Annotated in this window: 8 protein-coding genes; 3 read left to right on the forward strand and 5 right to left on the reverse strand. The window is 44.0% G+C overall.

Translation table 11 applies throughout. The features are described 5' to 3' along the window. Positions 1-64: 64 nt before the first annotated feature. The 3 genes from WG943_RS14030 to WG943_RS14040 are packed head-to-tail and all read right to left on the reverse strand — an operon-like array spanning position 65 to position 5,262. Positions 65-1,480, reverse strand: a complete 1,416-nt coding sequence (locus WG943_RS14030) for a DUF4932 domain-containing protein (protein ID WP_340409937.1) — start codon at positions 1,478-1,480, stop codon at positions 65-67. A 23-nt stretch (positions 1,481-1,503) separates the two neighbouring features. Next, complete coding sequence (locus WG943_RS14035; protein WP_340409939.1) at positions 1,504-2,889, reverse strand: S41 family peptidase; 1,386 nt, start codon at positions 2,887-2,889, stop codon at positions 1,504-1,506. 21 nt (positions 2,890-2,910) lie between these two features. Then, on the reverse strand, positions 2,911-5,262 hold the full coding sequence (locus WG943_RS14040) for an ABC transporter permease (protein ID WP_340409942.1): 2,352 nt from the start codon (positions 5,260-5,262) through the stop codon (positions 2,911-2,913). Between the two features lie 352 nt (positions 5,263-5,614). Between WG943_RS14040 and WG943_RS14045 the strand changes: the two genes are divergently transcribed. The 3 genes from WG943_RS14045 to WG943_RS14055 all read left to right on the forward strand — a co-directional run bounded on the left by WG943_RS14045 (position 5,615) and on the right by WG943_RS14055 (position 9,440). Further along, positions 5,615-6,979 carry a sigma-54-dependent transcriptional regulator gene (locus WG943_RS14045; protein ID WP_340409944.1) on the forward strand — a complete coding sequence of 455 codons (1,365 nt, stop codon included), beginning with the start codon at positions 5,615-5,617 and terminating at the stop codon, positions 6,977-6,979. Further along, on the forward strand, positions 6,969-8,330 hold the full coding sequence (locus tag WG943_RS14050) for a sensor histidine kinase (protein WP_340409946.1): 1,362 nt from the start codon (positions 6,969-6,971) through the stop codon (positions 8,328-8,330). The genes WG943_RS14045 and WG943_RS14050 overlap by 11 nt, the downstream gene beginning before the upstream one ends. A gap of 123 nt (positions 8,331-8,453) precedes the next feature. Then, positions 8,454-9,440: a DUF3667 domain-containing protein gene (locus WG943_RS14055; protein WP_340409948.1), complete on the forward strand. Its 987-nt coding sequence runs from the start codon at positions 8,454-8,456 to the stop codon at positions 9,438-9,440. A 164-nt stretch (positions 9,441-9,604) separates the two neighbouring features. Here WG943_RS14055 and WG943_RS14060 read toward each other — a convergent pair whose 3' ends face one another. After that, positions 9,605-10,174 carry a hypothetical protein gene (locus WG943_RS14060; RefSeq protein WP_340409950.1) on the reverse strand — a complete coding sequence of 190 codons (570 nt, stop codon included), beginning with the start codon at positions 10,172-10,174 and terminating at the stop codon, positions 9,605-9,607. 412 nt (positions 10,175-10,586) lie between these two features. Beyond that, positions 10,587-13,388: a T9SS-dependent M36 family metallopeptidase gene (locus tag WG943_RS14065; protein ID WP_340409952.1), complete on the reverse strand. Its 2,802-nt coding sequence runs from the start codon at positions 13,386-13,388 to the stop codon at positions 10,587-10,589. Positions 13,389-13,923: the final 535 nt, after the last annotated feature.

A 13,923-nucleotide genomic window follows, 5' to 3' on the forward strand; every position in this document is an offset into this window, starting at 1 on the left:
ACGGCATACTTCTATCTGTTTTCTAGCTTAGTAACATTAAAAAGTATTGTCAGGTTTCAACTTTTTAAAGTTTTGCCTGCAGGTTTCTGCTCCAATCCAACATAGTTATATAAAGCTCATCTACACTTATCTTTGGGTTCTCTTTGTAAAGCGAGATAAGCTTCTGGTTAAAGTCACCGAACCTGATAAAGCCTCTGCTCTTTTCCATCTGGCGCTCCATTTTGGGTATAAAGGTGGCATTGTCTTCCGCTGAAAACTTATCCAGGCAGTAAAGCGAGTAGAGGCTCCAAGTCATGTATTCTTGAAAAACATGGTCAGGAGAAGCATAAGCGCTGGTACCCGAAATATTATCATTTACCCATTTTGCTCTGTCTACAAATGCCTGGTTTACCTGCTTAGTATACTTTTCTGCAACCGGATTTACAAAGTTGTGGTCAATCTCGGTAAATACCACACGCGTATTGCTCATCTCGTTTACTTTCGCGTTATACTTTGAGCTGAGCTTTGCCCGGTTTACGAACATTACTGTCTGACTGAAGCCATTATCTTCAAAACTCATGGTTGAGTGAGCGCCCCCTACCAGCGGCGAGAATGTAACGCGGTAGTTACCATACTTGAACCCGAATTTTTCTTCCAGCCACTCCTGCTGCTGGTCAATCGGGTTTTGAGAGCGATACAGCTGTACAAGCTCATGATAGTATGGCTGGTGCTGCTTGTAAAATTCTCTGAAGCCAGACTTCCTGGCAAAGTCCTCGATCAACGCAAGGTTAGCAAGTATTGGATCTCCAGGATAGTTAAAGCCCATCTTCCGTATGATACCTTCGTTTTTGATGTTTCCTTTCTTGTCGAACACATAGGCGCAGGCATTCATTTTTATGCCGTAGTAGTACCAGTAGCTATCGGTATCGAATGGTGCGGTAATGTGCTTGTTAACCACATCCATTACCGGGTGGCTTTTGTAGGGAGAGAAATGCGCCATCACTTCTTTATAGTATGGCGTGGTCATATCCACCATGTTAGAGTCCAGCTGCCCAACCCTGGATATAGCTACCAATATGTTTGCCAGTTCATGCACTTCCGGCACCTCCACGCTGAACTTGCCCTGATGCTCGCTGATATACTTCTTTGTGAAGTTCACGTTCTTCGGCACTCCCACAATCTCGGCAAGTGTTTTTTCTTTACCCGCCTGCAGTATGTGTAGCCGCACCGTTTCACCGACCTTGATATCAAAGAAGACAGAATCTATATCTGTTATGAGACCTACCTTATTTATTTTCTGTTTACACTCTACCTCTAACCTGGCCGGCTTGGTATCCGAAGATAGTCTCCAGTCAGAGCGCCTATCGGTGTCATTTACTACATAAGTATAGCTGTCGGAGTTCGATTTTATACTTGGCAGTTCTTTTGCTTTTTGCGCATAGCAGGCTGATGCAACTGTAGCCAACATCAGCGTCAGTGCATACTTTTGTAAATTTTTCATAGTTTTATTCTGAATTTCAGGTCTTATTTAGCAGCTAGTTTTTGTCCTTTCAAATGCTTTAGAGCACGTTCCAGCACAGGGTCTTTTTTCTGGATATAGTCCTGCAGCGTCATTTTCACTTCTATGTCGGGCTTCACACCGTAGCCTACAAACTCACGGCCATCGGGGTAAGTATCTTTTTTGGTGCAGATGCGGGCACCGCCACCGCCAGGGAGGTCGAACATGAAAGGTTGGCCGGTGCTGCCATTCGTATTCTCGCCTATCTTAATCATGTGCTTCTGGTTGTCAGCGTAGATTAGGAAATCTTCGGCGGCAGAGGCTGTTTTATGACCGATAAGTATAGCGGTTGGTACAATTACCTTCTCACTCGGCTTTACCTTATTTTGGGCTGGGTTATAATCGAACTCATACATCAGCCTGTCCTGGTAAGCATTCAGCGATCTGGCTGCAAACTCACTCCCAACCGTATCTTTTGGCTCTGTAAATACACCCCAGGCTTTAAAGCTGGCTAGGTGCTGGCGGGTAGAGTTTTTAGAACCATACAGCAGCGTATCAGGGCTCAGGTAATTTAGTATTTCACGCCCTATAGTTGTAGAGCCGCCACCATTGTAACGCAGGTCAACTATGATTGCTTTGGCTTTGCGCAACTCCGGCAATTTCTGCATAAACATCTCATTTATCTTAGGATCATGAAAGGCATTCAGCGCCAGGTAAGCTGTTCCGTTCGGGTACCACTTCAGGTCCAGCAGTTCACGCTTCTCTAGTGCCGGGTATACTTCCTGCTCTGCGGTTTTAGCATGGGTCAGCGTCAGGCTCTTTACCTTACCTTTTGGTGTTCTATACTTGATGTCATACTTCTCTCCTACCAGGCCTCTCAGCATGTTCTCAATGGCCCAGTCCATCAGCACGTAATCCGTAGACGATGCAATGTAGGGCAGTACATGTTGTTTCAGATATTCAGAAGTTGGCTGTCCGTTTACTTCGATAATCTCGCTCCCTATCGGCAACTCATCTTTTGCGCTCAGGTTGGTTCTGGTGATAATAGCTTTGTTATCAATGTTGCTCAGAAAAATCTTATACTTACCAAACAAACTTTTATAAACCAGTGAGTCTATACTTTTGGGAAAGTAGATGTTCGTATGTCCATCATTTAGCGTAGCACAAAGCTTCTGTAACTCGCGGTAATATTCGTAGTCGTTTTTAGTATTCTGCACTTTCGTGATTGCATCACGATAATCGTTTTCCCATTTGGTGCGGTCCACTTTATCCAGGTACACAAAATTGTAGTTTACCTCCTGCCAGAATTTAGACAAGCCATATACTTTATCGGCAGGGCTAAGTGTGTTTGGCACCTGTGCCTTCGTTGCAAGTGCTACCAGGATCAGGAAAAGGGGAAGAAGCTTTTTCATAGTCTTATTTTATACTTTTAATTATTCGGTTCTAAGAGAAGTAACTGGATTAGAGACTGCCGTTTTAATAGCATGGAAGCTTAGCGTAATTATTGAGATGATTATGGTTGCTGCAAGCGCCAGGGCAAAAATCCACCAGCTCAGTTCTGTTCGGTAGGCATAGTCATCTAACCACCTATTCATGAGGTACCAACCTAGTGGCAGTGCAATTACATTAGCCAGAAGCACTAACTTTAAAAAGTCTTTGCTAAGCATAACCACAATGCCAGCCACCGATGCACCTAATACTTTCCGGATACCGATTTCCTTTTTGCGCTGCTCCGCTGTAAACAAAGCCAATCCGAACAGCCCCAGGCAGGAAATGAAGATAGCAATGCCGGCGAAATAGTTGGTAAGTTCTGCAATAACGGCTTCACTCTTATACATCTGTTCAAAGTCATCGTCCAGAAAATGATAATCGAACGGGAAAGCGGGATTGTGCTTCTGCAAAACAGCTTCCATAGAGGCTAAGGCTTCTTTCGTCTTGCCTTGCTCTGTTTTCACAAACAATCGGTTCACGTTTTCAGGATCCAGGCGGATAATAAGCGGCCTGATACCTCCACACATGTTCCTGGACTGGAAATCCTTCACTACACCAACAATGTTTCCTCTTGAGCCCCACATTTCTATCCATGCCCCTATAGATTCCTGAAGCTGCATTACTCTTACAGCCTCTTCGTTTACAAGGTAGTGTGCTGTATCAGTAGCAAAGCTTCTGGAAAAATCACGGCCTTCTTTTATCTTGATTCCTAATGTCTGGAGCAACCCGAACTCTACGTTCATCACATCTATAGACACTTCTTCTCCGGGCTCTTTGCCATCCCAGTTTACATCACTCGTGTTGTTTCCGATACGCAGCGGACTCTGGTTAGCCGCTGACACAGAAGCGATACCCGGCATAGAAGACAACTCCTGTTTTACAGTTTCATACCGCTCTGCCAGGGCTCCCTCTATTGGCACATAAACCACCTGCTCACGCTGTAACCCAATATCTTTGTTTCTGAGATAGTGTAATTGCAGGTATACTGCTAAGGTGCTCACAATAAGCAGCCCTGAAAGTATAAACTGAAACACTACTAACCCTTTGCGCAGATAGGCAGCTTTGTAATTTAGCTTTACAGCACCTTTTAGCACTACCGCCGGATCAAAGGATGACAGAAAGAAAGCCGGATAGCTACCTGAAACAATTCCTGTAAATAGCGCCACTCCCAGCAGCATAACAACCAGCGTCGGATCTGATAAATCGAACTGCACCGCTTTTTCTGTTAGATTGTTAAAAGCGGGAAGCAACAAGCCCGTTAAGTTCATCGCCACGAAAAGTGCCAGAAGAGCTATTAAAACTGACTCCAGCATAAACTGCCCAACCAGCATAGATTTGTCAGCACCGATGACTTTACGAACCCCGACTTCCTTTGCGCGTTTTACTGAGCGGGCCGTGGCCAAATTCATAAAGTTGATACAGGCGATAAGCAGGATAAATACAGCTACAACCGAGAACAGGCGCACATAAATAATCAGGCCACTTTCAGTCTTGCCTTTTCTGAAATCGGAGTAAAGGCGCTGATTGCTATAGGCATGCAGGAAAAGCTCATCTGTACTCTCGCTTTGTTTATATAGAAAGTGCTTTATCTTTCCATTAAGAGCATTCACATCAGCTCCTGCTTTAGCCTGCACAAAAGTTAAAATACCATTGCTACCCCAATTTTTTAACCACTGGTTTTTAAGTTCATATCTTTCAAAGGGCATCACAAAGTCAAACTGGAGCGATGAGTTTTTAGGTACTTTCTGCATGATGCCAGTTACCTTATAACTCTCACTGTTATTTAGCTTTATCACTTTCCCCAGCACATCCGTAGCTCCAAAGATTTTTAACGCAATGCTATCGCTTATAACAATTGATTTTGGATTCTGGAGTACCTGTGCCGCATCTCCGTAAGCCAGCGGAAATGTAAAAACTTTAAAAAACTCTGGATCAACGTACTGCCCCGTCACTTTTATACTTTTGTCTCCGTAACTAAACAACTCCTCTTCCGTGAAACTCACGCGAACAGCTTGCTCTACCTCAGGCAACTGCTCCTCAAGGGCAGAAGCCAACGGACCCGTCTGTGCAGCTATGGTCAGGTTATCGGCGCCCGGGTAAATTTCAGTTCTGTATACAATGTGCAGTTCATCTATATTCTCATGAAACCGGTCGTAACTCAGTTCATCCTGCACCCACAGCAGAATAAGTATGCTACAGGTCATGCCTAAGGCCAAGCCAAGAATATTAATCAGCGAGAAAAGCTTGTGCCGCATCAGGTTACGGTAAGCCATTTTGAGGTAGTTCTTTAACATAGCTTTAGAATTTTATCGGCTCAGGTAAAAGATCTTTGTTTTGAACAGTAGCAAGTATAGCCCTGCTCTCTGCCGTACAGCTAAGAAATTAAAGTGCCAGTTTTTAAAAAAGCTGATTTTAAGCCATTTAAGCAACAACCCGCATTTAAGACTGTACGCTTCCGATACACATTTTAAGAGGACACCTGTACGGTAGCGTTACAACTTTTTGAAGTCAAAAATAAGACAAATTGCACTAAGCTGATTTTAAGGTAGGCATCGCGATATGAAAGTACAACCTGGCAGAACACACAAGTATAAAACTCCGGATAAAATGCTTAAATTCGGTATCTGAATCAGAAATTCTTGCATAATGGCCACAGGAAAAATAGGTAGCGTTTTAGTAGTAGACGATGAGACGGACGTGCTCTTCGCCATGAAAATGCTGCTGAAAACAGAGGTAAAAGAAGTTGTTACCGAGAAGAATCCTGACAACCTGCTAAGTATACTTTCGAAGGAAAAATTTGATGTCATTTTCCTGGACATGAACTTCAAAAGCGCGCTAAACACCGGCAACGAAGGGCTTTTCTGGCTGCGGCAGATATTAGACAAAGATAAAGACGCCACGGTTATACTTATCACAGCCTATGGCGATGTGGAGTTGGCGGTAAAGTCTCTGAAACAAGGTGCTTTTGATTTTATAGTGAAGCCCTGGCACAACGACAAACTACTGGAAACACTGCACAACGCTCTAAAGGCCAAGGGGCAAAAGAAGACTGATAAATCTACTGCTAGCGCAGGCTACACAACTATACTCGGCGAATCAGAAGCGATACAGGACATACTCTACAAGATAGAAAAAATTGCCCCCACTGAGGCCAACGTGCTTATACTTGGCGAGAACGGGACAGGCAAAGAACTGGTAGCGCGCGCCCTGCACGAGAAATCTTTTAGAGCCAGTAAGCCATTTGTAAGTGTTGATGTAGCCGCCCTAACAGAATCGTTGTTTGAGAGCGAGTTATTCGGTTTTAAAAAAGGTGCTTTTACGGATGCAAAAGAAGACCGCAAAGGCAGGTTTGAAGCAGCCAATGGAGGAACTTTGTTTCTGGATGAGATCGGTAACATATCTCCTGCCATGCAGGCCAAGCTGCTCACAGTGCTGCAAAACAGGCAGGTAACGCCACTCGGCTCTAACACGCCTGTGCCTGTCGATATCAGGTTGATATCTGCTACCAACGAACCTATTTATGATTTGGCAGCCAAAAACCTGTTTCGGAAAGATCTGATCTATCGCATCAATACTGTAGAAATAACGCTGCCGCCATTGCGTGCCCGGGACAACGATGCGGAGCTGCTGGCAAGGCATTTTGCTGGAATCTATGCTACTAAAAACCACAAACCTGAACCCGAATTTGCTCCTGCCACCTTGCACAAATTAAAACAGCATAGCTGGCCAGGCAATGTGCGCGAGCTGCAACATGCTGTAGAGCGTGCCATTATACTTGCCGAGAGTAACGTATTGCAGCCTCAGGACTTCAGTTTCTCTGCTATGGAGATGGCACCTGCTGCTCCCTCTCCTGCCTTTGCCGCAGACACAAGCATGCCGCTGCACGAGTTAGAACGCGAAACCATACGCCGCGTGATTGATAAAAACAAAGGCAACATCTCCAAAGCTGCCAAAGAACTAGGCCTTACCCGTACTGCACTTTACCGCCGCCTGAACAAGTATGATATCTAAACGATTGGAGCTTGGGCTGTTAGTCCGGTTTATACTTTTGTTAGCCATGATGTTCGTCACGGTGCAATACCTGACACAGTATACCTGGCTACAGGTTACATCAGGTGTATTAATTATGATGGCGCAGGTATGGGAAATAGCACGTTACGTCACCCGCAGCAACAACGAACTGGCCAGGTTCCTGGAGGCCGTAAAACAACGCGACTTTTCACAGCGGTTTAACGAACAATCCAACACCTCGCTACAACAGTTGCACAAAGCCTTTAACCTGATCAACAACACATTTAAGCAGCTGCACATTGAGCGCGAAGCGCAGTTCCAGTATATGCAAACCATCTTACAGTTAGTGGATACCGGCATTATGGCGGTGGATCAGGAAACCGGCGAAGTAGAGTGGGTAAACGATGCTTTCAAACAAATGCTAGGTCTGCCTTATCTGAAAAATATAGACAACCTTGATAGGCGTTATCCTGCCCTGCACGACTCGCTGCAAAGTATAAAATCCAGTGAAAGTATACTTGTAAAGCTGAAGTTACCCACAGGGCAGTCGCAGGTGCTTATTTCTGCTACAGCCTTTACCATGCAGCACCGCGGCCTGTTGCTTGTTGCCCTAAAAAACGTGAGCGCCACTGTAGATGCCACTGAGACGGAGGCCTGGCAAAAGTTGCTCCGCGTCATGACGCACGAGATCATGAACTCGGTGGCTCCTATCGCTTCGCTGGCTGACTCGCTTGGCAAACACCTGCATTTGGAACGTGAACGTTATACTTCTGAACCTGATGCACCTGTAGATGTAGAACTACTGGAAGACACCGAAGAAGGCATTGGCATTATTAAAAAGCGCAGCGAAGGTTTGTTACGCTTCACACAGCTTTACCGTAACCTGAACAAATCGCAACAGCTTAACCTGACTACTATTTACGTGCAGGAGCTATTTAAAAGTATAGATGCCCTGATGCGGCCGCGCCTGGAGGAAGAAGGTATAGCCTATACCTGCAAAGTGTCTGCCCCGGACCTGACCATTACCGGCGACGTGAACCTGCTGGAACAGGTGCTGATCAATCTTATCACAAATGCCCAGCGTGCTGTACAAGAACAGGAAAACCCACAGATCATACTTGTAGCGAGGCAGCAGGACGGGAAAACAACCATCGAAGTACACGATAACGGCACCGGCATACCGGAAGAACTGCTTGAAAATATCTTTATCCCTTTCTTTACTTCATACAAAGAGGGCTCGGGCATTGGGCTCAGCCTATCAAAGCATATCATGCTCCTGCACAGGGGAACTATACAGGTAGAGAGCGAAGGAGGCGTGGGCAGTACGTTTAAGCTGGTGTTTAATTCCTAGTTGAAACCTATGGCTCTGACCAGCGTGCAGCTCAAAATATAGATGTCATCTAATATTATACCTACTAAAGGAGCAATAATTTGAAGGAATAGTTATTTTTGCGCTCATTCCGCCAAAATAACTATGAAAAAACATTACCGCTCCGAAAACAATTGCCTGAATTGCGAGGCTATCATACCAGATAAGTTCTGCCCAAGCTGCGGCCAGGAGAACCTCGATCTGCATGAAAATTTTATACACCTGGTACTACACAGCGTCGGCCACTACTTCCACCTGGAGTCGAAGTTTTTCAAAAGTATGGTTCCGCTTTTAACCAAACCGGGCTTGCTAACGAAGGAGTATTTTGCTGGCAAACGGGCCTCGCATCTCAACCCGATCAGCATGTATATCTTCATCAGCATCCTGTTCTTTTTTCTTTTTACGGCCAACACCAACATCAACGAGAAGGGCATACTAAAAGAGAATACTGCTGAAAAAACTACATCACCGCAGGCAAAAGCTCAAAATGCAGAAGCAGTTGCAGGAAAGGCAGCTAAAGACATAGGTAATTATATTAAGCCAGCTCTTACTAATGCACAGGTAGTGAACGACACCGCCAGCAACCGAAATTTAATAAAGGAAGCAGCGACAAAGGAGAAGGCATCTTTTGGTGAATTTAACATACCACTCCACTCATTCAACGAAAAATTCAGGAAGGTAAAGAATGACGAATTGCAGTTTGAACTTTTCAAGAACAAACTCATAAGTCACTTGCCGAAAATCATGTTTATCCTGCTGCCGTTGTTTGCCCTTATCCTGAAGTTGGTAAGTATCAGGTCGAAGAAGTTTTATACAGAGCACCTGATCTACTCGATACACGTGCATTCGTTTCTCTTTTTGTTCGGTTCTATACTTATCATACTAAAGTGGCTTTTGCCTTTCGTTTCCGGCTGGATTCAGTTTTTGGGCATTCTCGTAATGCTCTGGTACATTTACCGGTCTATGCGGAACATCTACAGGAGCACGCGCTGGCGTACTATTACTAAATGCTTACTGCTGGCATTTGCTTATACTTTCCTGCTGTTTCTAAGTGGTCTTACAGTAGTGGTTGCCACACTTTATACAATGTAATAGAATGCGCTTGCAAAGAATTAGGCTGCCAGGATTATAGGATTTGAAAGAGCAAACAAACAGAGTTCACAAATCTGGAGCCTGTAATGCCTTACTTCTGCCCAATTGTAATGTGTAAAGTATAGGCACTGATGAGATTAATTTTTCTAATCTGGAGAGGCTACCTATTCTAACATAAAGCGGGTAGATGTTATTTCGTTATCTGTGATAAGCCGGGCAATGTATCCGCCTGCCGCAAATTTGCCTTTCTTAAACTGGTAAACCTGCATTTCACCTGCCAGTCCGTTGCCTTCAGCGAGCACAGTAACTACTGTACCCTGCATGTTTAAGATCTCCAATTTATACTTTCCATTCTGTTTCAGCATAAAGCTAAGATCTGTTTTAGAGCTAAATACCTTCGGAGATGCTTTAAGTTGCAGCCTCTCGGCACCTGTTGAGTTGCTCATAGAAGATGATTGGTTTAAGGCATTATTCGGCTGCCAATTCCAGGTATCCTGTTCTGCGGAAACAAAGTGATGTTGTGTGTCAAAGGTTTTAGCTGCACGCCCTGCTCCTGAGTCACCGCTCAACTTTAAGTTATCACTCAGCTTTGGCTGCACCGCTGCTCCTACTGTACCTGTTGCGCTTGCCTTTTGCGTAAGTTCATAATTTGCCTGCCCGAAAACAAACTCAAGCCTGGAAAGGAAAGCAAGTAACAGCATAAGCTTTAGCAGGGGGCCAAGGTGTCTTTTCATAACATCTTTTTTTGTGAAGTATCTTTTGATTTCAGTACCTAAATATACTTTCACTAATAACCCGTGTACAGGAATAAAAACAGAGACAGGTAACTTCCTCTCCTAATCCTTAATACTCTTTAATCCTATTAATATTTTGCCAGCAACTTTTTATACTACAAACCTAAACAAGGAATGATACAATTACACTTTTCAATAAACTCCTAAAATTTAGTTTAAAGTAACATTTAGTCATATATTTATAAGCAGCAAAACCACATTAATCCTAAAACCAACAAGTACAACTGCTGCAATTCTGTGCAATTTTAATATCCACCATCCGTTCAGCTACATCTTATTATAATATAAAAGAAGCCTGGCTGCTGTGAATTCACAGCAGCCAGGCTTCTTAGTGGTAACTTAAAACCTATACTTACTTAATTAAAAGCATTGTGCCGGAGCGTGTAGAATTACCGTTTACTAGCCTGTAAATATACACACCACTTTCTCTGCCAGTTGCCTTAAAGTTATAGTTATAGGCAGTACCTTTTTCAGCAGCTCCTTCAAAAAGGGTTTCTACCTCGCGGCCTGTTACGTCATATACTTTAAGAACTGTATAGCCAGACTCTTTTGCTTTAAAGCTGATCGTAGCATTCTCAGAGAATGGGTTCGGGTAGCTTAACACCATGTCGTCGGTTTTGCTTACTTCTGATACCGCAAGTGCAGGATTTTCTGAAGAACTGTTAATAACAGCCATTGCCGGAGGCATGTCAAAGGCTTCAAATTGATCGTATCTGTAGTAGCTTAGGCCTTGGCTGGCACTATATCCAACACCTCTCTTAGCAAACGCTCTCCAGATAAGCTCCTTGTTGGCTCCGCCGTTGTTAAGCTCATCTGCTAAAAGTATGGCATTGCGGCCATCAACAAAACCAGGATAACATGGCTGCAGCTTTAAACCATCAATAACCAATTGCATGGCTATGTTATTGCCACCGTTTCCATTGTACAGATCTTCATCAAAGCCATACTTATCAATCAGGTTCCAGGTCATTTCCCAAAGTATGGTAGACCAAACAAAGCCAATACCATGAGGTGCAGAGAGCGAAGGGTTGTTTGTAGCACCATAGGTGTAGTTATTTATACTTAGGCTAGTTGAGTAGGGAGCTGGCCTGATGCCATTTCCGTCTATTGCCTCACCGGATGCGTATGTACCCATTCCTCTGATTTTCTCAGGCGTATCGCCTTTTTTCATCGTCATCATCAGGGCAAACCAATCGCTCCAGCCCTCACCCATTTGCTCTGTTGTGAGTACTTGGCCGCCAGCTAAAACCTGTGTTGGAAGGCAAGATGTAGTATTTGGTCCGCCTGTTAACCTGTTCGAGATACCATGACCGTATTCGTGCACAATAATACCATTGTCAAAATCTCCGTCAATTTCAGGTCCGGAACCATCATCTTTTAAAGCAACAGTTACTTCCTGGCCTGCATCCAGTGCAGCTCTAATACTGGCACCAGCCACATCCGTTGTCATCACAGAAGAGATCGTGATAAGATTTGGATTAGTAGCGCCAGCGCCCATAGCGGTCGGTGTGCCTGGTGCACTATTGATTACTACAACAGCTATGGCACCTGCATTCTGAGCGTTAAGCACTTTAACACCGAACTCGCAGTTTCCTCTGTACACTACAGCTATGTTACCTGCTATTGCAGCCGCATTAGGTATAGCACCACAAGCATAGAGCTCATCGGCTAACACTAATTTGCCTGTAACTGGAGTTGAGTTTAGTCTTGGGCCAAAGGTTGCCTGCACTGCCTGATAGCTGCCGGCAATAGAGGATGGAGAGGTTACTCTGAACAAATCCTGATCCGGGATGCCGCTCCAGAGGTACATCTGCATTCTTGGGCGTCTGCCATCTACAGGAGTTGCAAAATTGGCGTTGTTACGAACAGTAGAAATGTTTCTGCCATCCTGTGCCTCAGCCATTACATAGTCGTTGCCTATGCCGGGTCTGCCAAAGTTATTAGACTGGAAGTTTCCGCTTTCCTCATCAAAACCATAGTTGTACCAGACATCATGTATAATATTGTTCCAGTAAAAAAGGTTGGTAATCGCAGCGTCTCTGTAAGCCTCCGGCTGATTTGAGAAATCTAAAGGATATTTAAACACCCGTTGCGTTCCGCCATTCGGGCTGTAGCCGTACACTACATCTGCGCCGTTATCATTGTTACTGGCTATAAAACCTGTATTGTTAGGGTCTTCGTAAGCGTACACGTTATTACCTCTGGTAATGGTATAACTGCTATTACCTGCTGTATGCCAGCCAGCTGGTGAGGCAGTTCTGTCTGCCACTGCGGCTGCGTTCATGGGTTTGCGTTTGCCATGGCTTGGGCTCTCTACTGGCATGGGGTATACTTCGTACAGGCTTGGGGCTTTGCCATTATTTACAGGGCCAGCCATAGGCGCGTAAGGTGTCATGTCTAGTTCTTCTTCAAGAGCCATTGAGGCAGTGTGGCTATGTGTATCGTGCAGGTACTTGCCGCCGGGGCCATTGTTTTCAAACACACAGTGCACTACCATGTTGTCTTTTTCTAGAAACTCACCGGTCCTGGCATCTACTCTAATATTCCACCAGTTTTGCGCATCCAGCTCATAAATAGACACTTCCCAGGCAAGTCTTAAATTTCCCTCCCCCATTGGCTGGTAAACAAGCTTTGCAGGTATGGTTTCCAACGAAATTCCACCTTTCGAGAGCACCACCTCCCTGTTTTTATTATTCGTCTTCTCCAGCACAGTTAATGGCTCCGAAATAGAAACACCCAGATGCTGTGCCGCTGCCGCCACTGCCCCTTCTGCATCTAGCACAGGTTGAGTACTGTTTACTTTTTTTTCAATATCTTCATGGAAACGATTACCAACATTCACAACCTCTCCACTTTTAGAGACACTCATGTTTGTTATAGCACCATGAATCTCAATACCATTGTACTGCTGCTTGATGTAGTAGTGCTTTACACCACTTTTCTTGCTTTCAGACTCACTGCTTAACTCCAGGTCTGCTATATCCTTATCTTTTACCTTAAGCTTCTGCTTATTCTTGTTGATATGGTCTTTAGCTACCTGTGGAATCTGTTTTTTACCCTGAGGTCTGTTTCCTTGCGCATAGGCAAGAGTGGTTCCAAACAGCAAAGCTACTATAACAGCCAGCTGGATGTACATGCGTAATTGTTTGCCCATAATGAATTTGATTAAAGTTAGACAATAGAAATAATTCAATTAATTACGACTATACTTATAATATGTTTATAGAAATACCCTGTTCTTTTATATTGATTATCAATTATTAAACTCCTATCTTACAATCACCAAACAAACATCTATATGTTTTAATATTCAGATAATTAGCTTATAAGTAGCGTCGAGCTAAAACTCTAATAATAGTCCCTGCACGGTTATGGCGCTATACTTTAAAGGAGACATATAGAAATAAAAACCTATAAATTTAATCCAATTTTATACTTATAGAATTAGAGCTCTAAAGTAGGACAACAACATTCTTTAAAGTATTTCTGAATAGGCCTCTTAACTGGCTTTACATTTCGGTTTCTACCATAGCGTGCGAGCAGCCCCTAAAGCCAAAGCAGACACTTTTTGATTTACCTGCCCACCTTACGCCATAACATCCAATAAAAAGTCACTTTAAAGCTTATTTAATAGCCTCTGTTTGTTAAGGTAGCAGAGCAAACCATTTACATACATGTGGTGTTATAAT

This window comes from Pontibacter sp. H249 (genome assembly GCF_037892465.1).
Taxonomy (GTDB): domain Bacteria; phylum Bacteroidota; class Bacteroidia; order Cytophagales; family Hymenobacteraceae; genus Pontibacter.

Bases quoted from the DNA above. Each gene is read 5' to 3' on its own strand.
- WG943_RS14040 (WP_340409942.1), bottom strand. From the start codon at position 5,262: ATGTTAAAGAACTACCTCAAAATGGCTTACCGTAACCTGATGCGGCAC.
- WG943_RS14035 (WP_340409939.1), bottom strand. From the start codon at position 2,889: ATGAAAAAGCTTCTTCCCCTTTTCCTGATCCTGGTAGCACTTGCAACG.
- WG943_RS14060 (WP_340409950.1), bottom strand. From the start codon at position 10,174: ATGAAAAGACACCTTGGCCCCCTGCTAAAGCTTATGCTGTTACTTGCT.
- WG943_RS14055 (WP_340409948.1), top strand. From the start codon at position 8,454: ATGAAAAAACATTACCGCTCCGAAAACAATTGCCTGAATTGCGAGGCT.
- WG943_RS14045 (WP_340409944.1), top strand. From the start codon at position 5,615: ATGGCCACAGGAAAAATAGGTAGCGTTTTAGTAGTAGACGATGAGACG.
- WG943_RS14050 (WP_340409946.1), top strand. From the start codon at position 6,969: ATGATATCTAAACGATTGGAGCTTGGGCTGTTAGTCCGGTTTATACTT.
- WG943_RS14030 (WP_340409937.1), bottom strand. From the start codon at position 1,480: ATGAAAAATTTACAAAAGTATGCACTGACGCTGATGTTGGCTACAGTT.
- WG943_RS14065 (WP_340409952.1), bottom strand. From the start codon at position 13,388: ATGGGCAAACAATTACGCATGTACATCCAGCTGGCTGTTATAGTAGCT.